This window comes from Candidatus Berkiella aquae, assembly GCF_001431295.2.
Lineage (GTDB): Bacteria > Pseudomonadota > Gammaproteobacteria > Berkiellales > Berkiellaceae > Berkiella > Berkiella aquae.
The window spans coordinates 1-23,358 of record NZ_LKAJ02000003.1 but is presented as its reverse complement, the minus strand read 5'-3'; the positions used below and the strand labels follow the sequence as shown (position 1 = coordinate 23,358).

General features: G+C 37.2%; 25 protein-coding genes. 21 read left to right on the top strand and 4 right to left on the bottom strand.

All coding sequences use genetic code 11. The features are described 5' to 3' along the window. Positions 1-2 precede the first annotated feature (2 nt). From HT99x_RS15545 to HT99x_RS15500, 10 genes are all read left to right on the top strand, one after another. Positions 3-587 carry a hypothetical protein gene (locus HT99x_RS15545; RefSeq protein ID WP_075067715.1) on the top strand — a complete coding sequence of 195 codons (585 nt, stop codon included), beginning with the start codon at positions 3-5 and terminating at the stop codon, positions 585-587. Positions 588-725: 138 nt separating this feature from the next. Beyond that, entirely contained in the window at positions 726-1,121 is a 396-nt protein-coding gene (locus HT99x_RS15540; protein WP_075067714.1) for a type II toxin-antitoxin system RelE/ParE family toxin, read from the top strand. After that, a complete protein-coding gene (locus tag HT99x_RS15535) occupies positions 1,114-1,515 on the top strand; it encodes a hypothetical protein (RefSeq protein ID WP_075067713.1) in 402 nt (133 codons plus the stop codon). Before HT99x_RS15540 ends, HT99x_RS15535 begins: the two co-directional genes overlap by 8 nt. Positions 1,516-1,915: 400 nt before the next feature. After that, positions 1,916-3,052, top strand: a complete 1,137-nt coding sequence (locus HT99x_RS15530) for an ATP-binding protein (protein WP_075067712.1) — start codon at positions 1,916-1,918, stop codon at positions 3,050-3,052. A 303-nt stretch (positions 3,053-3,355) separates the two neighbouring features. Further along, complete coding sequence (locus tag HT99x_RS15525) at positions 3,356-4,231, top strand: GNAT family N-acetyltransferase (protein ID WP_075067711.1); 876 nt, start codon at positions 3,356-3,358, stop codon at positions 4,229-4,231. A 30-nt stretch (positions 4,232-4,261) separates the two neighbouring features. Beyond that, on the top strand, positions 4,262-4,804 hold the full coding sequence (locus HT99x_RS15520; RefSeq protein WP_259567130.1) for a C39 family peptidase: 543 nt from the start codon (positions 4,262-4,264) through the stop codon (positions 4,802-4,804). 4 nt (positions 4,805-4,808) lie between these two features. Then, on the top strand, positions 4,809-5,273 hold the full coding sequence (locus HT99x_RS15515; RefSeq protein WP_075067773.1) for a GNAT family N-acetyltransferase: 465 nt from the start codon (positions 4,809-4,811) through the stop codon (positions 5,271-5,273). 89 nt (positions 5,274-5,362) lie between these two features. Next, the gene (locus HT99x_RS15510; RefSeq protein ID WP_075067772.1) at positions 5,363-5,671 is read left to right on the top strand and encodes a hypothetical protein; all 309 of its coding nucleotides are present in this window, start codon (positions 5,363-5,365) and stop codon (positions 5,669-5,671) included. A gap of 56 nt (positions 5,672-5,727) precedes the next feature. Next, complete coding sequence (locus tag HT99x_RS15505; protein WP_075067771.1) at positions 5,728-6,486, top strand: methyltransferase domain-containing protein; 759 nt, start codon at positions 5,728-5,730, stop codon at positions 6,484-6,486. A gap of 173 nt (positions 6,487-6,659) precedes the next feature. Beyond that, entirely contained in the window at positions 6,660-7,631 is a 972-nt protein-coding gene (locus HT99x_RS15500) for a GNAT family N-acetyltransferase (protein WP_075067770.1), read from the top strand. 25 nt (positions 7,632-7,656) lie between these two features. Here HT99x_RS15500 and HT99x_RS15495 read toward each other — a convergent pair whose 3' ends face one another. From HT99x_RS15495 to HT99x_RS15485, 3 genes are read right to left on the bottom strand one after another with little or no spacing between them, the layout of a single operon-like run. Next, positions 7,657-9,480, bottom strand: coding sequence for a type IV secretion system DNA-binding domain-containing protein (locus HT99x_RS15495; RefSeq protein ID WP_075067769.1), 1,824 nt, complete (start codon positions 9,478-9,480; stop codon positions 7,657-7,659). After that, positions 9,465-9,788, bottom strand: coding sequence for a hypothetical protein (locus HT99x_RS15490; RefSeq protein ID WP_075067768.1), 324 nt, complete (start codon positions 9,786-9,788; stop codon positions 9,465-9,467). Before HT99x_RS15490 ends, HT99x_RS15495 begins: the two co-directional genes overlap by 16 nt. An 8-nt stretch (positions 9,789-9,796) precedes the next feature. After that, a complete protein-coding gene (locus HT99x_RS15485; RefSeq protein WP_075067767.1) occupies positions 9,797-10,087 on the bottom strand; it encodes a hypothetical protein in 291 nt (96 codons plus the stop codon). A 316-nt stretch (positions 10,088-10,403) separates the two neighbouring features. On the opposite strand from HT99x_RS15485, the gene traA reads away from it, so the two are divergent. The 11 genes from traA (at position 10,404) to HT99x_RS15430 (ending at position 21,898) form a co-directional block, all read left to right on the top strand. Then, entirely contained in the window at positions 10,404-13,016 is a 2,613-nt protein-coding gene (gene traA, locus HT99x_RS15480) for a Ti-type conjugative transfer relaxase TraA (RefSeq protein ID WP_075067766.1), read from the top strand. A 6-nt stretch (positions 13,017-13,022) separates the two neighbouring features. Next, on the top strand, positions 13,023-14,528 hold the full coding sequence (locus tag HT99x_RS15475; protein ID WP_075067730.1) for a hypothetical protein: 1,506 nt from the start codon (positions 13,023-13,025) through the stop codon (positions 14,526-14,528). Next, positions 14,525-14,983 (top strand): GNAT family N-acetyltransferase, encoded by a 459-nt coding sequence (locus tag HT99x_RS15470; protein WP_075067731.1) that lies wholly within the window; start codon positions 14,525-14,527, stop codon positions 14,981-14,983. Before HT99x_RS15475 ends, HT99x_RS15470 begins: the two co-directional genes overlap by 4 nt. 42 nt (positions 14,984-15,025) lie before the next feature. After that, positions 15,026-16,849, top strand: coding sequence for an ATP-binding cassette domain-containing protein (locus HT99x_RS15465; protein WP_158003430.1), 1,824 nt, complete (start codon positions 15,026-15,028; stop codon positions 16,847-16,849). 72 nt (positions 16,850-16,921) lie between these two features. Next, positions 16,922-17,731: a methyltransferase domain-containing protein gene (locus HT99x_RS15460; protein WP_075067732.1), complete on the top strand. Its 810-nt coding sequence runs from the start codon at positions 16,922-16,924 to the stop codon at positions 17,729-17,731. Between the two features lie 13 nt (positions 17,732-17,744). After that, positions 17,745-18,761: a phosphotransferase gene (locus HT99x_RS15455; protein WP_075067733.1), complete on the top strand. Its 1,017-nt coding sequence runs from the start codon at positions 17,745-17,747 to the stop codon at positions 18,759-18,761. Between the two features lie 9 nt (positions 18,762-18,770). Continuing rightward, a complete protein-coding gene (locus HT99x_RS15450; RefSeq protein ID WP_075067734.1) occupies positions 18,771-19,358 on the top strand; it encodes a methyltransferase domain-containing protein in 588 nt (195 codons plus the stop codon). Between the two features lie 12 nt (positions 19,359-19,370). Then, positions 19,371-20,258 carry a phosphotransferase gene (locus tag HT99x_RS15445; protein ID WP_075067735.1) on the top strand — a complete coding sequence of 296 codons (888 nt, stop codon included), beginning with the start codon at positions 19,371-19,373 and terminating at the stop codon, positions 20,256-20,258. 179 nt (positions 20,259-20,437) lie between these two features. Further along, entirely contained in the window at positions 20,438-20,944 is a 507-nt protein-coding gene (locus HT99x_RS15440; protein WP_075067736.1) for a shikimate kinase, read from the top strand. A gap of 22 nt (positions 20,945-20,966) precedes the next feature. Further along, a complete protein-coding gene (locus HT99x_RS15435) occupies positions 20,967-21,434 on the top strand; it encodes a GNAT family N-acetyltransferase (RefSeq protein ID WP_158003431.1) in 468 nt (155 codons plus the stop codon). Further along, on the top strand, positions 21,431-21,898 hold the full coding sequence (locus tag HT99x_RS15430) for a GNAT family N-acetyltransferase (protein ID WP_075067738.1): 468 nt from the start codon (positions 21,431-21,433) through the stop codon (positions 21,896-21,898). Before HT99x_RS15435 ends, HT99x_RS15430 begins: the two co-directional genes overlap by 4 nt. A 29-nt stretch (positions 21,899-21,927) precedes the next feature. Here the strand turns inward: HT99x_RS15430 and HT99x_RS15425 are convergent. After that, positions 21,928-23,358: ABC-F family ATP-binding cassette domain-containing protein (locus HT99x_RS15425; protein WP_075067739.1), on the bottom strand; the 1,431-nt coding region annotated here is incomplete at its 5' end.

Here is a 23,358-nt window from a genome sequence, read left to right as displayed (position 1 = left end):
AAATGCCAAAGATATCGGATTTAATTAATCAGAAGGATAAAAAGAAAAAATTTACAAGGAAAGAATATCGTCCTTGGAATTTGAGTGAAACTTTATCTAAAGAAACCACAAATCAACAAATAGAGCCTGAGAATGATGTTGTAGAAGAGGTGGTTGAGAAGGTTCTAACCAAAGTTGAATCTGTTATACCAAGCAAAGTCGTTGGTAATAGCATTCCGCCATCTTTAGTTAAATTTGAAAAACAAACAGATCATAAAGAGCCGATCGCAAATTTTGTTAAACCAGAATCTATTGATTTAACAGTTGAAGATCATTTGATTCAATTATCAGGGCGTCAAAAAGAGCTACTAATATTAATTATTCGAAATTTAATTGATAATCATTCACTGATTACTTCTCCCATGTATGCTCAATCGTTAGTAGAAAAAATTAACACTAGCTTAGGCACTATAAAAAATGCTGTTCGAAGACTTGAAGCGAAAGGCCTAATAAAGTCCATATCAAAAAGGGCTAGGGGAGGGTACTATCGGTTTGAGGTCAGGGAAGAGGTTATACAAGCTGGGCAGCGGCTATTTTTTCGACCATAAAAGCGTGAATCATCACGTAATTTAATGAATTGAACTAATTTTTAGTAAAAACATAAACTTAACCAGACTATCTGGTACATATTCCAGGTAAATGGCATTATACACATCTTGAAACTGTGAGACTTAAGTCGTACACTTATGAGTAGGAAGAATTTTGATTATATAGTTATTGAAGGTAGTAAATTCACCATTGAATGGTACTACAACAAAAACTATAAAAGTGATGTTTTTGAGCATTATGAGTCGCTTAGTGCCTCTGAGCAAATGGATGCTTTGGTTTTATTTGAAATTATGGCAAAGGAAGGGAAGATTTTAAACACAACAAAATTTAACTCAGAAGGCGATCAAATTTATGCTTTCAAACCTGGTCAGGAAAGATTTATATGTTTTTTCTGCCATGGTAAAAAAATAATTGTGACAAATGCGTATAGAAAGAAAACTCAAAAAATGCCCCCAAGAGAAAAAGATAAAGCGAAAAAACGTCGCAAAGATTATTTAGATAGGGTGGCAAAAGGAGAGTATTACGATGAATAAAAAATTATCTACTTATGAAAAGGCAATGCAAGATCCTGAATTCAAGAAGGAATATAAAAAACGATACAAAAATTTTGTTCTTTCTGAGTTGATTATTGCGTTGATGACAAGTAATGAACAATCCATTCGCTCTCTTGCAAAGGAGTGTGGGATTTCAGCATCAATTATTAATAAAATTCGAACCGGTAAACAAAGTGATTTAAAGCTTTCAAATTTTATTAATTTAATGGATGTGTTTGGCTATGATTTAGTGCTTGAAAAAGGAGATGAAAGAATTACTCTCTCGCAAGAACTGGAAGAGTTGCCAAGCGTAAAGGGAAGATCTTCTGTAGTTCATAGAAGAGTAGCCGTTCCGAAACATAAAACACATCATGTTCGCAAAGCTGCGGGGTAGTATAATTGTCTGCATAACGTTCGAAAATTTAGGCGCCCTTGATTATCAGTTCTTTATTACGATGATTCGGCAGCGATTCGGCAGCGATTCGGCAGCGATTCGGCAGCGATTCGGCAGCGATTCGGCAGCGATTCGGCAGCGATTCGGCAGCGATTCGGCAGCGATTCGGCAGCGATTCGGCAGATTTGGAATTGATTGCGAGTGAATAGTCGTGACACTGTCACCACTATTGGGTAAAGACCGATATCCTTATGTAATGTTGTATCTGCAACTATTCCTGCCTACAAAAACCCATTATATTTCAGATGCTTATAATATTCTCCTTTAACTCGTAATTTTGCGACTCGTAAACTTGCGACACGTAAGATTACGAGTTAGAATTCTCGTAGAGGTGAATATTATGAGATTGAGAGATTATTTCCCATTAGGTTTGGCCAAAGGTGACGCTTTTTGCAACCGCGAAAATGAAACAGAATTACTTGTCGATAATTTAAAAAACGGCAAGCACACGCTATTAGTAGCGACTAGAAGATATGGTAAATCAAGTTTAGCATTACATGCCATAAAGCTAAGTGGTTTGCCATATGTTGAAATTGATTTCTATATGGCAAGCAATGAAAAGGCCGTAGAGAAATACATTTTAGATGGGGTAGTGGATCTAATAGGAAAATCATTCGGTTCCGTAGATAAAATAATTAATTCAATTAAAAGGTATCTAAAAAACCTTAAACCCAAGCTTGATATTGGGCCATCGGCGTTCAAATTGGAATTAGCAGTTGATAATGCTGTGGATCCAGCAACCAATGTAAAAGAAGCATTATTATTATTGGAGAAGCTCCTTGAAGAAAAGGGCATGCAGGCAGTTATGTTAATGGATGAATTTCAAAGTGTAGGAAGCATTGCAAAAGGATCGGGAATAGAAGCTGCGATTAGGCATGTTGCGCAAAAAACCAAACATCTAACGATTTTATTTTCTGGAAGCAATCGAAAACTACTTACAACAATGTTTGAAGATGAAAACAGGCCACTGTATAAATTATGCTGGAAAATGCAGCTTAAAAGAATCGATCAGAAGCACTATCATGATCATTTACAAAAAGCTGCCATATCCGCATGGAAAAACAGACTTGAAGATGAAATTTTGAATGAAATATTATCCATAACAGAGCGGCATCCCTTTTATGTTAATAAATTATGTGATCGCGTTTGGTCTTTAAACAAAAAGTCACCACCTTCTTTGTTGGCGGTATCTCAAGCATGGATAGAGATAATTGAAGAAGAGAAAAGCGATGCCATAAAAGATATATTACAGCTTTCAGCAGGGCAAAAAGCAGTACTAACACAAATTGCCAAAGGGGCAGCACAGCTTACGAATAAAAAAACAATCTTGCGTTTGGAAATGAGCAGCAGTTCTATCATCACCGCAATTGAAGGTTTAGAAGAAAAAGACATAATAGAAAAGCAAGGCAATAAATATCAAGTAATCAACCCGGTATTAAAGCATTTTGTTTTAAAAAGTAGTACTGAAGAACTTTAGAAGAATAAAATATGAATGGTGTGTTATCCTTCACTTTGGAAAGGTGTTCCAAAGTGAAGGATAACACAACGTATTAATTTATAACGTTAAAAATCCAGTTGATTTACCACATACGAATAGCTAATTGACCCTATTTGGTATTTTAGTAGTTGACGCCCATGAAAGCTAGTCAACTTATAAGCCATGGATTTAGTCTTGCCCCATTAGAAGATCGGCCTAATCTATACCGAATTATTTAAAGAAAAAAAGGCAGATTAAATATATTATTAAAATGACATGGCGGAAAAGTACGGGATTTCATAAATGCTTGAGTTTAAATATCACCCATTTAGCAGAGTGAAAGAAAGTGAAGTACTCCAGTTTGTGGGAAGATACCCTTGGAAGCCACACTGGTTAAGCGAACATATCAAAGAATTTATACAACTTTTAACATCATCTACTGATTTAATATTTGATCTACATAACAAAAATGATCGAATTGCCATAGCAGTGCTGATAGACAAAATTAAGAACAAGGGGAATAATGCTTGTTTAGAAGTACTGGCACTTGATCAAAGATATGATGTTTATATGATTTATCAGTATTTGATTGAGAGCGCCAAACAAAAACTACCTATAACTCGTTCGGGTATAGAAGTTACTATTCATGAATCGTTGACTAAATTAAATGATTTATTAGTACAAGAGGGCTTTAATTCATATTACGATATTTTTGAAATGATGGTAGATTTGTCGACGCTAGAACACATTAAAATTAATGAAATTTCCTTATTACAACCAGAAGACTTTGTTGAATGTTATGATGTCATTGGATTAAGTTTTAAAGATAATCCTGAAATGGCAATTCCTGACTATGAAGAGTGGGAAAAATCAAGAAGGACATCAGATTCACAAATATGGGTTTATAAAGATAATAGAAAAATTGTTGGTTTTGTGAATAACATGATTGATGTACAGGATCAAAAAGCTGAAATCCGAAGCGTTGGGGTATTGCCTAGTTATCGCGGCAAAGGACTTGGTCGAAAACTATTACTAAACAGCTTGAGTTATTTTGTTAATAAAGGAGTATCCACCTGTCATTTAACGGTTGCTACTAAAAATAGAAAAGCGCTTCATCTCTATGAAGATATTGGATTTCAAGTAAATGATATTTTCAAAGTTTATTATTGGAACCGATAGTGAACGCTGATGGGTAGGAAAATTGATAAAATGAAATGCGAACCGAAAACAATATTTGTGTCCCAGCAAGGGCAGGAACTTCATCCTGAATCAGGTTGCGGTGTGGCATCTTTTTTAATGTTACTTAAGTATATAAACTTTAAACCGCTTCCAAGTTGGAATAATCTTTGTGGTGAATTAAGACTCGATTTACCACCCATAGAAAAAGGCTATAGCAAAAATGATCCGGAAATAGGGTTGTATCCAGAAGATATATTTAGATTTGTGGTTAAGGAAAATTTGTTATTTCGAATGCACTTTTTTGATAATGAATGGCAAGAAAGTTTAGATAACGGCCCAATAATGGTTCTGTTACATGGGGTGCTAAATGAATTTCCAGATGAATCCCATTGGGTAGTTTTAACATCTTTTGATGGACAAATATTTTCCTATCTAGATCCCTGGTCAAAAGATGATGAAGAAATTACCAAAATGATTTCATTTGCTGAATTTAAAAAATATTATACCGGGGTGGCTTGCCAGCTTTTAATGAGTCAACAAGTTGATTCCCAACTTGTTGATGAAAAAGAGTAGGTATATGCCTATAACAATCGATATCCTTAAAAACCACCCTGAATCCATCTCTACATTAGCACAGCAATGGCTACTAACGATTGGTAAATGGGAGCCAGACGCTTCTCATGAGGATATTAAAAAATGGCTTCATGAATGGTTGAATGAGAGTACCCCCATGGCCTTTGTAGCTTTTGACAGTGATCACCCTATTGGCATGTGTTCGTTACAATTTAATGATGGTTTGCCTTCCACTTTAATGCCTTGGCTTGGCGATTTGTTTGTTTTTCCTGAATATCAACGTAGAAAAATATCAGTACAGTTAATGGAAGCTGCTAAGTATCAAGCAAAATTACAAGGCTTTCATTCATTATATTTATTTGCTCCTGATCAAACTATTCCAAATTACTATATGCGATTGGGTTGGCAAAAAATGAGTGAAGATCGCTATAATGGTCAGGTGGTGACGGTAATGTCGTGTGAGCTTTGATTTTTTACGTTTAAAATTATACCTATAGGTAGAGAAGCATTACTGTTATTATTGAGTTACCTAAGAGCTAACTATTAAGAGCAGCCATTTTGAATAACAAAATTTCAATCCCAAATATTGAGTTTAGAAGACGTCTGAATAATTTGGTTTATATTTTTCGTCCTTGCGGTTCTATTAATAAGATGCCAGCCTGGAAGCGAGAAGATATAGATTTGTGGGTCAAATACTCTACGGAATATGGTTGGGTGTGTGTGGATACTAATGAGACAATTATGGCTATGCCATGGCCCTGCAAGCGTAGTGAGCACATCAGTTTACCACCAGCAGGTGAGTGGGTTAGTAAAAAGGAAGACAAATCCTATGTCTATGATTTGGTTTTTACCAAATCTGATATTTAAGGTAACCAACGGATAGCCTTAGGGGCTATTTTCAAGAACTAATATGGAAGATTTAAATGAATGATTCTAATGACTTCTATAAAACCTTATCGTCATTTTACCATCTAATTTTTGAAAACTGGGATACATCTATAAATCAACAAGGAAAGATATTATCAGCGATATTGCCTAATGCTATAAAGGAGTTCCCTGTGCTTGATTGTGCATGTGGAATAGGAACCCAAGCATTATCATTAGCAACAATAGGTTATCAAGTTGTAGGTTCTGATATATCTGAAGATGAAATCAAAAGAGCTAAAGAAGAGGCCATAAAACGCAACTTGTCAATTGAGTTTCGAGTAGATGATATGCGTAATCTTTTGTCTGCCCAATTGAATCATTATGGTGCTGTAATAGCGATGGATAATTCTTTGCCTCATTTAAAATCTGATGAAGATATTATAAGTGCATTGACTTCAATGTGCCATCGTTTGAGAAAAGGTGGGGTACTTCTTTTAAGTCTAAGAGATTATGAGAAGTTGATGAGGGAACAGCCAACATTTACTGAACCAAAATTCTATCAAGATGGGCCATATAAAAGAATAGTTCATCAAGTTTGGGATTGGCAAGATGAACGTCATTATACCTTGCATTTGTATATTACAATTGATAGCAAAGAAGGTTGGAAATCTTTTCATTTTGTGGGGAACTATAGGGCCGTCACGCTTGAGGAAGTACTAAATTTTGCAAAAAATGTTGGTTTAATAAAGCTGAAAGTATTGAATCCATCTGAAACAGGGTTTTATCAGCCAATAATTTATGGTGAAAAAAAGTGACTACCGCTGAGCATGTATTTTACAGTAATTCAGCAAAAAGCTTATATGAAAGTATGGGATTTAAATTATGGGGAAATGAACCCAAGGCAAAGTGCTGGAACGGAAAATATTTTGATGAATATCATCTTTCGTTAATACTTCGAGATACTATCTAAATTGTAGAGGTTCTTTTTATGTCAGTTATTCCTCACATCCGTATTGCTGCACTTAAAGAGGAAGATTTTCCAGTTTTACACCAATGGCTTCAGAACAAGCACGTGCGAGAGTTTTGGGATGATGGTGATCGCACATTGGACCAAGTAAAAAATCACTACAAACCGGCTGAGGGGATTAAGAGGTATATCTTCTATATTGGGGATCAACCCGCTGGCTATTTTCAATCTTACTTAGTAGATGAAGAAAACGAGTATTGTTCTTTTTTAATGAAAAACACACTAGGCGTTGATTTCTTCATAGGCAATGAAGATTTGTTGAATAAAGGGTATGCAATACATGTTTTGTCGTGCTTTATCAAAGAATACTGTGAAGAAACTGATCGGATCCTGGTTGATCCACAGCCATCTAATGCAAAGGCCATTCATCTATATAAAAAATATGGTTTCACTCAAATGGCGGAGCAGATCATTGATGGAAGATCACATATAATTATGGCAATCAACTTACGTCGAACAGTAAGGGCTATAATTTTTAATTCTGAAAATAGTATCTTGTTGATGCATGTTTCTACTTGGCCTGATTTAGAAAATAAAACAAATAAACATCGTTCTTTTTGGTGTACCTTAGGCGGTAGAATTGAAAAAGGTGAGCCAATCGAGACGGCTTTAGCAAGGGAGTTGTATGAAGAGGGTGGGTTTACTAATTTTCAAAAGTCAGAATTAGGCTATGGAGAGCTGGTTTTAAACTTAAACGGCTTTCCAACAAGGCTCATTGAGATTTATTATGCTGTTCATGTAAGTACAAATGAAATAATAACCACTAATTTAACCCAAGAAGAAAAGGAGGTTTTTAAGGAGCTTCGCTGGTGGTCTTTAGAGGACTTAAGTCGCACACAGGAAACAGTCTTTCCAGGATGTATAGCAGATCTTGCGGCAAGCTATCTTAAGGCTCCTTCACATTGGCAATTTAAAGAAATTAACCTTGATTGAAAATTGAAGATTAAACTAACAGTATCTAAAACAAATCAATTGACTCGGATTCTTCTAAATTAGCAGCTTTTGATTGATTGGTAACATTGCTTATTGCTTCCATGTTATTATCTATCTGTGAAATTTTTTGGGCAATACCTCGAAGATCTCGCTCAATTAAAGCAGGGTACCATGATGGGCGTTTTTTCAAATTAAATATTAGCTTTGTGATGGGCCATCCTCCAGCAGTAACCATAAATGCTTCTCGTTTTTTAAGGTGTCGAATTTCAGAATCCATAACAAGTAATTCCTGCCGACGTTGATGATTAAGGGTGACCCCGTCGCGCATATGGGATCCCAGCGAGAAGCCTTCTCGAGCTTCTAAAAATTCAGATCTACCAAGTTGTTCAGCAGCCCATTTTGCAGAATGGTTGTTATTGGTTGAAAAGAAAAGGGAAGTACCAAAGAGCGAAACCAAAACTTCAGCTGCTTTATCGCCATATAAATCCTTTAACTGATGTATATCTTGAATGGCACCTACAAAGCAGGCGCCATAACCGCGACCACGAGAAAGGATAGGCTCTAAACTGGGTAATCGTTGTAAGCTGGCCAGCTCATCAAAGAAAAACCATAGTCTACGGTTCCGATCTTCTTCAAGGCTAAGTAAGGAGTTGACTGCCAGTTCAAGCCACAAAGAAATAATCGGTTTTAAGGCGTCTGCCATGCGCTGGTTTGAGCTTATGAAGAGCCAGGCATCATCTGCCTCATTTTTAACCCAATCGCGAATGCAAAAGGCTGGTGTTTTTGGCTCATCGCGTAAGTAGAGAAGTGATTTACAGTAAGTTACCAACGTTAATATGACTGAACGCGTGCCTTTCTCTAAATCTTTTCCAACCATGGCATGGCCGAGCGTCCCCTCAAGAAGAGATTCAACCTCTTTGAGATCGCTGCAAAACAAATGATGAATTAAATCTTTCATTCTGGGATCAGGTTTATGCTGAAATTGAGAAGCGGAAATTGACAAAAGTGTTCTTGCTGCTTTTAACCAAAAGGTGTCACCAATTGAGCTATCGGGTACGATTGCAGCGGCTATTGCATCGTAATCAGTCAAAGAAGAGCATTCCTGCCATAAGTTCCAAGAAGGGCTTCGTTCATCTAATGGATTTAAAATAATATCTTTGCCAGGTCGGTAATAATGGGGAATAAAAGCGCCTTTAATGTCATATACCAATGCCTTTTGCCCAGCCTTTCTGACTTGCGTAAGAAGCTCATGGGTACAAACGGATTTACCACCACCTGGTGAACCACAAAGCAAGATGTGCTGGGTTTCTGCCTCAAGGGGTAGAGGGACATCACCCAAAATCCATGGGGAGGCTTTTTTTGCTCGCTTTACAATGCGTTTGAATTCATTTGGCGTGGCAAAAGTTGCTCCTCTAAGAGGTTGTTGTTGGTTTTTTTGTTCACCATAACGAGAAAAAAGGTAGGCTGCTATGATGCTTAATGCCATTGAAATTGATCCTGCCAATTTAAGAGCAGAAAAAAGTCGAGATTGCGCTTGGATTTTTTGCCGTTTTATAATTGGTAGAGACAATATTTGCTTTGGCATTAATCGATAAATGCGTCCATTGGGATAACGAAACTGAGTTGCTTTTGATGGATGCACCCATGGGCCATTTAAGAGAGTGGCATACCCCCATTGTGCTAGCAGATACAATTCATATGGCTTAGTTTTAGAATACCAAATGACAGCCGTTGATAAGATAAAAACAAAAAAACCAATTTTAAAAAAGCGAACAAAGACTTGCCAGAATCGATATATGCCGTGAAACTGTACTTGCCCACCACGGGTAAAATTTATGAAGAAAGACATTCGGATTCTGGATTGCCTAAGGTTTTACGAATAGCTACTTTAGCATTTTCACTAATAGCTTGCCGTTGTTGTGGTTCTCGTAAATAGGCTTCTCTTAAAATCAATAAAGATTCCATGACACATTGAATAACTAATTTTTGCGCCTTTGGAAGTTCGAAAGGTGTTTTTTCGTTTTCAGCAACTTGACGACCTATGTCTAAAATAAGATTTAAGGCTTGGGAGAAGGGAAGTTCATTCTCATGGCAAAACCATTCGAGCCATTTTCTCATTTCAGGTTCAAACTCAACAGTTTCGAGTATATAGCTCATGCTATTCCTTAAATTGTTTCTGGTTGTGTTTGGTAGAGCGCTTTTTCGTCATGTGGAGTGAGGCCAAATAAAGCGCGATCATTGGGTTTAGATAAAAACTTGTCCAGCTCCTGTATAATTTTTTCCATCGCGCCTGACTTTTGGTATTTATCGAGAATATAAGAGCCAACTAATATCTTTCGCCTGGTATCATCTTTTCGTTGTTGAGATGCTTCTTTTGCTTTGAGATTTTGAATTCGTGCATCAAGCTGAGCGCGCTTTTTCATTAATGCCTCTAGCTCGGGGGTTGATTGCGACATAGCGATTAAGTCCTTTCATGAATATTATCAATAATTTTCATTGATGAGATCTTTGAAGACAAGAAAATCCTTATGCTTATAAGCATAATTTTCATTTAAATTTCTGAATAACGTACTTGGTCTGATAAAAAGCCGAGCACAGCGAGGGAAAAGAAGCTAGATTAAGAAGTGAGGAAAAGGAAGATTAGTAATATCAAGCTAAGTGGCAAAAACACCTGAGAGAAGCGAAGGGCGCACACTATACGTTGCGAGCAACGTGTGCTTGCAAAACACTTGATGCATGTTTTAGAGTGCTTTGACAAGTTTAAGGAATGATATGGCTATCTTTCATCTTGATGTTAAAACTATCTCGCGATCACAAGGGCGCTCTGCCGTAGGGGCAGCAGCCTATAGGGCGGGTGAGCGTTTATTAGATGAGCGGTTGGGGGTTGAATATGACTACTCAAACAAGAAAGGGGTAGTGTATTCAGAAATCATGGCGCCGCTAAATGCGCCGGAATGGGTTAAGGATCGTAAGCGTCTTTGGAATGAGGTAGAAGCCACAGAAAAAAGAAAAGATTCACAATTGGCAAGAGAGGTACTAATTGCTTTGCCCAAAGAGTTATCTCAAGATGAACGAGTAGATTTAATCCGTGAGTATTGCGATAAGCAGTTTGTTAGCAAAGGGATGATTGCCGATATCAATATCCATGAAGACAATCCTGAAAACCCCCATGCCCATATTCTGCTTACCATGCGAGAAGTCAACGCTAAAGGCTTTGGTTTAAAAAACCGAGATTGGAATAAACGAGAAAACGTATTTGAGCAGCGCCGATTTTGGCAAGACGTAGCTAATGCTCATCTACATTTAGCAGGACATACCACCAGAATTGATTGCCGTAGCTTGCAAGAACGCGGTATTGATTTAGAGCCAGGACTCCATCTTGGCCAAGCGCCTCACCATGCCATGAGCAGGGGGGAAGGGGATGATTTTGGCAAATATGTTGATCATATCGAAATCATTCGTGCTAATGGGGAGCGTTTAATCAAAGATCCATCTTCGGCAATTGAAAAACTCACCCAGCAACAAGCCGTATTTAATGATTACGATATTGCAAAACTAGCAAATCAATATAGTGCTGATTTAAATCAGTACCAAGATGTTTTATCCGCTATTAAAAGCTCAAAGCAAATTGTGACTTTGGGTGAAAATGAGTATGGAAAAACGGTTTATAGCACCATCAAAATGATTACACTTGAGCATGAAATGATTAACCAAGCTTATGAGCTAGATGCTAAAAGAGCACATCAAGTTGATCTAAAGGCTGCAAACCAAGCGTTGAGTGGCAAATCCTTAAGTGAATCTCAACGACAGGCCTTTTCTCATGTTATCAATGCGGGTGATTTAAAAATCGTTTCTGGTTTGGCGGGAACTGGTAAGAGTTACTTAATGGGGGCTGTAAAAGAAGCTTTTGAAGGATCAGGATGTAAGGTTTCGGGGATATGTTTAAGTGGGATAGCAGCTCAAGGCCTACAAGAGGGGGCAGGGATCCCCAGCATGACGGTGGATTCACGGTTACTGCAATGGGAACAGGTTAGGGAAGGGCTAACAAAGCAAGATATCTTGGTGATTGATGAAGCAGGCATGTTAGGTACACAAAAGCTTGAGAGGATATTGCGTTATGCAAATGATACTGGTGCTAAGGTTATTCTGGTTCATGATACGGAGCAACTAGGGGCAATTGAAGCAGGTGCGCCGTCAAGAGCGCTGGCTGAAAGATTTGGGCAAGCTTCTTTAACAGATGTGATGCGGCAGCATTCCCCTGAAATGCGTAAAGCAACCTATGAATTTGCAACAGGGAACACAACAAAAGCCTTAGAGCGATATAAAGCTATGGGCGCAATCCATAGCCATGCGGTAGATGAAAAGGTTGCAGAACGATTAATGTTAGAAGCCTGGGCAGCAGATCGACTTGAGGGCAAATCGCAACTGATGTTGGCTTATACCAATGAGAGCGTTAAATCGCTCAATGAGCAGGCTAGGGAGGTGCGAATTGCTGCGGGCGAAATCGAGAGAGGGGAGAGCTTTACAGTAGCAAAGGGTGAACGACATTTTGCGATAGGAGATAAAGTCTATTTTCTCAAAAATGATAAGACCCTTGGGGTTAAGAATGGTTCGTTGGGTACAATTGAATCAATTGGCAAACACCAATTTAACATTAAGTTAGAATCCAAAGATAATAAATGTGTCAATTTCGATATTCGAAGCTATCAAAATCTGGATCATGGGTATGCAGCAACAATCCATAAAGCGCAGGGTGTAACAGTTGATAAGACTTATGTGTTGGCATCGAAACATTTTGATCGGCATTTAACCTATGTCGCGTGCACGCGACATCGAGAAAGTTTGGCTTTGTTTGCACATCACAAGGATTTTAAAAATGAAGAAGTGCTGTACAAAACGCTGAGTCGTGAGCGATCGAAATCAATGGCAGTGGATTTTGCTCAGGCAAGATGGATTGAGCCTAGAAACATGCGTGAGGCCAGTTTAAATAAGCTAAAAATTTCAGAGCAACAGTTGGCTAGAGAAAGGCTAGAAATAAAACAATTGAACAAGCAATTTCCTGATAGAGTATTCTCTTTTGCTCGAGCCTTTGAACAAGTCAAAGGGATCGTACAGGGGATGGTAAACTTAAGTGATAATCGCAAGATGCTTAGTGTAGGGAAGAAGAATCAGACTAAACTTGTTGCAATGAGCCATGATTTTGAGAACCACCTGGGTAAGCAAGTTAGCATACATTTAGATAAAGAAGGCAAAATTTTTAATTGCTTTGTTAATGGGCAAGAAAAAACCAGGATGGTTTCTTTTGACAAAGCTGCAACTAGCCTGGATTGTCCTTCTCAGCATATTGGTCAAAGATCATTTGATGATTCTCAAGAAAGAGGATAGAAAAAAATGTTTCAGCTTCAAGTAAAAGATCTTGCAAGAATAAAATCACTTGCTATAGCAGCAAAATATGACCAAGAGATAAATAATTTAATTGATGATTTCATGCACAATGTTGCTGATAAATCAAATATTGCGCGTGATTTGACAAAAAATGAAATAGAGCAGTTATCAAGTAACAAACAGATTAAAAAATTAATGATTTTGTTATTTCTAGTTGAAAATGTGACGCTTTCCTTTTTAAAGACAAGGAACGAGCCATATGCTAATAATAAGGTGCTGGTCCAAGATTGTTGGAATCAAATCGAAGATGTATTGATCAAACGACTCAAATTGTCCAGAGAATTTATGCCATTGTTTGAATCCAAGAACGAACATGATGTAAATGAACTAAAGAGCTTATTTATTGCTGCTAAAACAATAGTAATATCAGATCTTTGCTCAGAAGAATTTGTGAGCAGATCTCAAAATATTAGGATACGTTTAAATATAACTGGAAAATATGATATACAAGTCATCAAAACTGATGAAAAGCTACACAATCAAACTCAAGAGGAGTTTGACTTGTATGAACGGCAAATGCATATTCATGTTGGAATATTTGATGCATTTAAATTTGTTGAGCCTGATTTAGTGACTGCATTTAGATATTTAAATAGTAGTCCCACTAAACAACGAATTCATTCGTTAATTACATTGAAATTCCAAAACCCTTTGCTTTTTGTGTTAAATGAGGATGGTACATTTACAAAAATAGCATATGATGAAATTCCTTCATTCATAGAGAGTAATTATAAACATAAAGAGATTGATGAAGGGTTATATAATGCAGTTAAGAAGGATTATTATCAGTTATTTCAGCCGTCACTAGATGCTGATTCCATTGAAAAAATAAGCCAGAGGATCTCACATTTAATTGAAGCTGCTTTAGTAGAGGCAGCAAAACAAAAAAAACCACTGCTCATTGTTCTTTCAGAAGTGCATGGATCAAAAGGGTCATTTCTTTTACATGTAATTACTTTAATTGCTGCACACAGAATGGGCATAAATCATTTATTAGCTGAGACTATTAATATATATCATAAGAAATGGGGCGGAGATCCGCTAGTTGAAGAAATGCTATGCTTATTATCCTTTGCTGAAAAGGAACTTAGTATTCAAGTCAAAGATCTTGAAGGAAAGCTCCATTATAATAATATTTTATCTCGATATCCTTACTATGAAATCCCGCTTGATGCCTTTGGTATACCGGTTCGTGAAGCAAGTTGGATTATTGATGTAAAGGCCGTAAAAGAGGGCTCAGTCCTAATTGTAGGTACTGCACATATGAATAATATGATAAACAGCGAACTTCAAGAAATGTATTACATACTACCCATTGATTGTACATGTGATAAAGCTTTTAGTGATATGCTTGGGGTTACTCAGCACAATCATATTGATTTAGATAAGAGCTTAGCTGGCATTAAGCTGGATGATATCATAAATATGGTACAAAGTGACTTTCAAAAATGACAATGAATATACGACTAGCTACGCGTGAAGATGTAAGTGAGATCGTTCGTCTTTTAGCTGATGATGATTTGGGTAAAAAGCGAGAACAATATGAAGATCCATTACCGAAAGCATATTATTCAGCTTTTGAAGCTATTGATTCCGATAGGAATAACTTATTAATTGTTGCAGAAATTGGAGATAATATTGTGGGCTGCTTACAGCTTACCTATATTACTTATTTAACTTATCAAGGTGGAAAGCGTGCGCTAATTGAAGGAGTTCGGATCGACAGCAAATATCGTGGTAAAGGGGTTGGAAAAATCATGCTAAATTGGGCAATTGCGAAATCGAAAGAAGACGGTTGTCATCTTGTACAATTAACAACGGATAAAAAGCGTCCTGAAGCGTTGGAATTTTATAAGCAGTTGGGATTTGTTCCATCCCATGAGGGCTTAAAATTGTTTCTTGAGTAGAAAATAGATTTTAATTAAAAAATTTAATATTGAGATATGATTATGAGTATTGATCTGGCTAAAACACAAGTAGTAGCTGAAGGCAAAGCAATTCCTAAAAGGCTTGGGCCATTTATAAGAATGTTTTTAAAAAGGCATCCTTGGTCGTTGATGACTTTTATAATTTTCATTCTTTTTGAGGCATGTCTTACCCCAATTAATGCTTATTTATTAAAAATGATTGTGAATGGTGCGGCATCAACAAGCGGCAAGGCTAATTTAATTTTGGCAACATTATTAGTGCCAGCTATTATCTATGTTTGCGTTAATTTGATGCTGAATGTTGTTTATAGCTTACATCGCTATGCGCAATTGAAATTCTATCCGAAGATAAAATCAGATATTGCAGGAACCATGTATCATTACTTGGTTCAACACTCTTATCATTATTTCAGTGAACATTTCTCAGGAAGCTTGTCAAAAAAGATATTTGACTTATTAGGCGGGGTGGAATCCTTAATCCAAATATTTACCCATAATCTGATGCCACGATCACTTTCAGTCGTGATTTCATCAATCGTGTTATATCTAGTACACCCATTTTTTGGTTGGATGTTATTTATTTGGGCACTTGCTTATGTAGGAACATCTTATTTAATGGCTGAGAAGTCCGAAAAGCTTTCTTATGCATTAAGTGAAGCTGGCAACGCGATGAGTGGAAAATTAGTTGATAGCATAGTTAATATCATGAGTACCAAATTGTTTGCAAACCGCAAATATGAAGAAAATGTGGTTTTCCAATCCATCAATAATTTGATGGCGAAAGACAGGGCACTTTTGTGGTATTTATTAAAAGCTTATTCCATACAAGGGATTTGGATTGCAACTTTGCTTGCAGCCATGCTCACAGGATTGATTTATGGTAGATTACATGAATTGGTGACGGTAGGTGACTTTGCGCTAATAATAACTATAGCATTTAGCATTTCCGGTGATATTTTCAATATGGGCGAACAGATCTTAAGGTTTTCCAAAGAAGTGGGAAACTGTCGCCAAGCACTTAATATCATTGTTGAACCTCATGAAATTGATGATCTTCCTAATGCTACAGCACTTAAAGTAACACAAGGGCAGATTGTATTTGACAACGTTCAGTTTCAATACCCAAATGCAGAGGCATTATTTGAAAATAAGACGGTCACCATTTTATCTGGACAAAAAGTGGGATTAGTTGGTCATTCTGGTGGCGGGAAAACTACATTTGTTAATTTGATACTAAGGCTTTTTGATGTTAACCAAGGAAGAATTCTGATTGATAGCCAAGATATTAAGAGGGTCACACAAGATAGTTTGCGTGAAAATATAGGAATGATCCCGCAAGATCCATCATTATTTCACCGAAGTTTACATGAGAATATTCAATTTGGACGATTGGATTCAACAAATGAAGAAGTGATCGAGGCAGCTAAACGTGCTCATGCTCATGAGTTTATTGTAAGTTTATCAAAAGGCTATGATGCTTTAGTGGGTGAAAGAGGCGTGAAGCTATCGGGGGGGCAGCGCCAACGTATTGCGATTGCCAGAGCATTTTTGAAGAATGCGCCGATTCTCATTTTGGATGAAGCAACTAGTCAATTGGATTCGATTACTGAAAAATATATCCAGGAAAGCCTTTGGGAGTTAATGCAAAACAAAACAACCATAGTGATTGCTCATCGACTTTCAACGCTATTACATATGGATCGTATCTTAGTATTTGATAAAGGCAAAATCGTTGAAGACGGTACTCATCAGGAATTATTAGCAAAGAAAGGGTTATATTCTGAACTTTGGCAATCACAAGTAGGTGGTTTTTTGTTAGATACAGATGACGGAATATTAATATAATCTTTCAACGCCAGCCTTCTGGGGTCATCAATGTAGTATAACCTTGGAAGAGAAACATTAAGGTAAAGCATCATGAGAGAAGATAAGTATGAGTTTGAGGTTGGAGAAAAAGGGCAGGAAGGACTCGACATATTAGATGTCATGTTTAATGCGAATACAAAGCAACATATATTATCAGCAGGTATACGGCAAGGGATGCATGTTTTGGATATTGGCTGTGGGCGCGGCGCTATGAGCGTTTGGTTGGCTGAGCAGGTAGGTAATAAAGGTAGTGTTATAGCGATTGATAATAATGAAAACCAAATTAAGGCAACTATAGAGTTAACGAAATCAAAATCTCTATCTTGGTTAAAATTTAGAGTTCTTTCTGCCTATGATATCAATAAATTAACAGAATCCCTTGATTTAGCCTACTGTCGCTTTATTTTGCATCACATAAATAATCCAACCAAAGTAATAGAGCAAGTATTTCAGATTTTACCTAAAGGCGGTATTTTTATTGCTGAAGAAGGCATTGTCAGTGCTGCCTTTTCTTATCCAAAGGTGAAGGCTTGGGGAGGCGAACGAACTGATCATCGTTTTCCACTTGAAAAGGAGGGGGAAGATAGGGACGGTAATTTTGGTATGAAATTGTTGCACCAAATGAAACAGGTAGGATTTGATATTCAATTCGCCGGACTTTATCAACCATTACTCTATACCAAACAGCAGAAGCAACTTCTAGCTGGCCCTGCGAGAGAAGGATATAAACAATATGCATTATCACATGGGATAAGTGATGAAGAATGGCAAATACAAGCGCAAGAACTTGATGACTTGATCGCTAACCCTGCGGGGTGTATTGGGTTTTATCAGTCCTGTTTGGTTATTGGTAAAAAATAAGCGATAGTTCTTTATGCATGACAAACTAATTGAAAGGCTGCAATTAATTTTTGATGCAAAATTGCTAGAGGCACGTAAAATCGTTCCTGGGCATGATAGTACAAATGAAATATTTGCTGTGAAGACTGAAAAAGGCAAATACATCGTCAAAGTTGTCAAAGATTCACTTATGCACGGTGTTTTTTGGAAGGGCTTACATTTGTTATTTGGTGCTACGCATGAGATTTCAATTAAAAATCAGGATAATTTAAGCAAACACATTAATCAGTTTGGACTTATTCCCGCGCCTATAGTATACAGATCAGAAAGTGATTTAAATAATCCACTTAAAAAGCCCTATGTCATTTTGGAAATGATGCATGGTAATCCTATAATATCTGAAAGCGAAATTGCTGAAGAAATGATGAAAAGCCCCGATGTGGCCCTACAATTGGGAACGTTATTAGGAAATATTCATAGGCAAACATTTTCTTTTTTTGGCAATCTTGATAAACGGGGATATCCGCTTTCTGAATTTCCAACGAAATTGGCAGCTACAATCAAAGTATTAGCAAGCACGAAAAAAGCCTTAAGCGATCCTTTAGTGCAAAAAATGCTCCCCTATTACTTGTCTAGGGCTCGGAGCATAGATCCACCTAAGGTATCAAGTTTGATTATGCTTGATTTATGGCCTAGCCAATTTTTAGAGGACAATGGTCATTTGAGATCATTGGTTGATATTGAAAGCTATTGCATAGGGCCAATTGAGCTTGAGCTTTGTTTACTCGAACTATGGTTAAAAAAGCGTAGTAAATTTAAGGAAGCTTATTTTTCTGTAAATACATACTGGCCGGATTACGAAGAAACAAGAGAAATTTATCGTTATTTTTTATATCTACTCTATGATTGCCCTTCAGAAGGTCTGCAATCTTGTATAGATGCTAGAGGTAAATTTGCGCAAGGTGATAGAATCAAAAGCCGGATTTCAGCACCACGACTGAGAATGGGGCCAAAATTTAATCCCTTTAGCCCATATGATGAAGACGATTAGGAAATTATTATGGATAATCAAGGTAAAAAATATGATTTAATCGCGGAAGGTTTTGCGAAAATGCGCGATTCCTTTTATAAGGAACAAAAATACCTTGATAAATTGATAAAACTGATCCCAAGTCAATCAAGCGTTCTTGATGTCGGTTGTGGTTCTGGATACCCAATTGCTTCATATTTAATAGAAAAGGGGTTTGAAGTAACGGGTATTGATGGTTCTCAAAAATTATTGGATATAGCTAAAGAAAAGTGTCCGAAAATGAAAGGTGTTTTAGGTGATGTTCGATCTGTCACATTGGCTGAAAAATTTGATGCAGTAATTGAGTGGTGGTGCCTGTTTCATATACCAAAACAGGAACATGAGATGATGATACATCGTTTTTCTGAATGGCTAAAACCAAATGGTATTTTAGAATTCACATCAGGAGATGCTGCCTATGAAGCAGCAAGTTCAGAAATGTTGGATCAAGAATTACACTTTTATAGTTTAGATCCATCTGAATATGAAAAATATCTTAAACACCATAACTTTAAAATTATATTAAAAGAGAGCGACCAACCTGAACATTTAGTTTGGATTGCGCAGAAATTGAATTAAGATGAATTTTGAATGGATAGCTTAATTAAATTGTATCAGCAACGTTTAGGGCTTCAAGATGCGACATTTTCACGCATTGATCATGAAGAGGGTATTGTTGCTACTGTTTATCAAGTAATCCTACCATCAGGCAAGAAAAGAATATTAAAAGTCTGCCAGAAACCAGTTGATTATTTCAATGAGATCTATTTTTTGAAAAATCTAGTTAATTTACCTGTACCAAGAGTATTTCAGGAATTACCACCAGAGAATGAGATCAATGGTGCCATTTTGATGGAACATTATTCAGGTAATTTATTGCAAAAGGAAGATTTTACTCATTCTCTGATTTACGAAATAGGTCGCCAACTTGCGTGCATTCATCAGCACAATGCTACCGGATATGGAGATCTTACAAGGTCAAATGAATTAGAAGTAGATCCTTTGCAGTATTTCGCCATTAAATTTGAAGAAGTATTTCATGAATGCAACGTTCATCTACCCAAACAACTAAGTGATAAATGCTATCAATATTATAGTGCTTATCAACATCTTTTAAGAGCAGTAGATGGCCCCTGTTTTACCCATCGGGATTTTCGACATGGTAATTTAATTGTTAAGGACAACAAGCTTCAAGGTATTATCGATTGGTCTGCAGCTCGAGGAGGATTCGCGGAAGAGGATTTTTGCCCAATTGAGCATGGAGAGTGGCAAATCAGTTCTGAGGACAAAAATGCCTTTTTGAATGGATATTCAAGTGTTCGTCCCGTTCCAAATTATAAATCTATAATGCCGTTGCTACGGTTATGCAGGGCTCTAAACGTGATTGGATTTACACTAAAAAATGGTTCTTGGAATGGCAAAAATGAGAAAATATACTCTTTCAACTATGACTTTATAAAAGCATTTCCAATTAAATAAGAATGTATACTAACATATTTATGCCGGGTATGAAGTAGAATGGCAGCATAGCTACATTTCCTTTAGGAGCATTGGTCACTCCATTCGTCTGATTGTAGCTAAAATCTGTCGTATATTTGAATTTAGCCCCCACCTTCTGTAATGTTTGTTAAATTAACTATCTTGGAGGAGATTTTAAAATGAGTAAATCTAAACGAATATTTATTGTTGGGCATAGTGGTGCTGGTAAAGGTGTGTTCGCTCAAGCGATTGCAAAAAAGTTGGGTTGGAAATATGTTGATGCAGATTTTAGTTTGGCCCCCTCAATCGGGCGTCCCTTAAAAGAGATTTTAGGTGAACAGGGAGAGAAAGCATTTCATAAAACGCAGACTGATATTTTATCTAACCTTGCAAATCAAGATAATATTGTCGTGACGACTGACGATAGTATTGTATGTGACAGTAACAATCGAGATTTATTATCGGCTGAGTTTACCGTTTACCTACAAGTAAGTCCTAAGGTTCAATTAGAAAGAATTTCGCACAACCGACCATTAGCTAAGGTTAATGATTACAGTGCGTTTCTCAACACATTGCGTACTGAGCGGGATGCTTTTTATGAACAAGTTGCGCGCTTTTCATTGAGTTCTGATGATGGTGATATTGATGGCCATGTAAATAGCGTTGTTAAAGCGTTCGAGTCCTAGATAATAAATGATTAGGTGATTGTTGAATATAAATGTGGACATTCAAAAGATAGATCCTGTAGTTGCCGAGAAAATATGTCGGCAACTAACTGCAGGATTGCCAGAATGGTTTGGGATCCCAGAAGCGAATGAGCGCTACGCTAATGGATGTTTGGAGCGCACTTCATTTTGTGCAAAGCTAGATAATAAAATCGTTGGCTTAATTGTACTTGAATTTCCATTTCCAAATAATGCCAATATTTATTGGATGGCGGTTGATAAATCTTATCACCACCAAGGCATCGGGGCATTATTGATGAAATTTGCAGAAAATTACTGCTTCGAACATAAAATTTACACAATGACCGTAGAAACATTAAGCCCGAAGCATAATGATCCTCATTATTTAAAAACGTATCAATTCTATGAACATAATGGCTTTAAACCACTTTTTGAGCTTCAACCTTACGGCCCAGATCACACCATGTGTTATCTACTGAGAAAAATATGAATATCGATATTGCTTATCTTAAAGACCACCCACAGTATCTACCATTAGTGGCAGAGTGGGTATTTAACGAGTGGGGACATTATAATCCTGGCTCAACCCTAGACAGAGCTAAATCAAAACTGAGTGAACATTTGAATAAAGATAGCTTGCCAATCACATTTGTTGCATTAGAAAATAACCAGGCAGTAGGAACCTGTTCACTTAGAGTAAATGATGGCATACGCCCTGATTTAACACCATGGTTAGGATCTTTGTATGTGGAGCCTAACGCTAGGAGTAAAGGGATAGGTGAAAGATTAATAGATGCGGCTATCAGTAAAGCGCGCAGCATGAAATACCCAAAGCTCTATTTGCTTGCTTTTGACCCTACATTACCGAATTGGTACAGAAAACTAGGATGGCAAGGGATCGGTGAAGATGTGCTAAATGCTCATCCTGTAAGTCTGATGCAAAAAGTAATCTAAAAATTTCGACTATTATAGATTAGCCCAGTTTATCCTAATAAAAGGCCATTGTTAATTTTCAAGTAAGTTTCAATACTAATTTGATCTAAGAAATCAGCATCATGCGAGATAACGATCATCGCGCCAGGGTATGCCTTGAGCACCTGCATTACATGCTCTTTTGTTTCTAAATCAAGGTTATTTGTAATTTCATCAAGGATAAGTAGCTTAGGTGTGCGAGCAGCTATTTGTGCAAGCGCTAGGCGCGCTTTTTCGCCTCCCGAAAGTTGCGAAACGCTGTTATTGACTTCTTCATTTTTATGAAATAGAAAATCGTTTAAATGGCGACGCACTTCAATATGAGACCAGGTTGGCATAAGCGTAACAATCGTTTCTAATACTGTCATTTGGGCAGACAAGGTACTGTAGTGCTGATCCAAATACCCAACATCCTCGAGCTTTGGAGTATGCCAATCACCCGATTTAATCACACGACTATCATCTAAAATTGCTTTAATCAATGTTGATTTTCCGCTGGCATTATCACCTTGAATACTGATGCGATCTCTTGAGCCTATTGATAGACTGATTTTTTGCAGCAGGGGTTCAAATCCTACATATCCTGTGCATCCATTTCGAATTGATAGAATATTTCGTTCACCAATTCTTGTGCTACTTAAAGAAAATTTAGGTACAATGATTTCAGGTAGGTGTAGATTCGATAGTTGCTCGCTTAAATCTTGTTTTTTCTCTTCTATGGCAGATTTTTTGCGACCTGAGGTTTCTTGCGCCCTACTTACTTTGGTTGGGCTTAAAATCGTAGGCCATTTTCTTTGATGAATGCTTTTCGTGCCTTTGGCTTTGCTTTTAGCGGCGCGAGTTTGCTCTTTCATTAAAGCATGATGGATGTCCTTCTTTTGGCGTTTAAGAAGGGATATTTTTTGCTCAATAGATGATCGGCGGTTGCGTAATTCTCGGATGTAATCATCATATGCGCCCGTGAATACGTGGATTTGACCATTATCGATGTGCCATAGGGTATCAATACAAGTTCTAAGTAGTTCCGTATCATGCGTTACGACAATTAGGGTGCCAGGATAAGACTGTAACATACGCAAGAGGCTTTTACGGTTGTGTCTGTCTAAATGATTTGTTGGCTCATCAAGCAACAAAATGTTGGGATCAAGGCTCAACGCCCTTGTAACAGCCTTATTGAAACGCTGTCCTCCGCTTAATGAAGTATCGTTTTCAATAATTTGAGGTACATAACCAATACGGGTATTTTGGGGTAACTGGACTAAACCGCTGGTTGGCCTCATTGTACCTTGAAGACATTTCAATAATGTCGTTTTCCCGCATCCATTTCGACCAATAATAGCAATGCGGCTGCCATAGTTTATATGAATGCTAAAGTCTTCAAAGCAAATTTTATGTGAGAAAGAAATTGCAATATCTTTCAAAAGTATTGGGGAATGTATCAT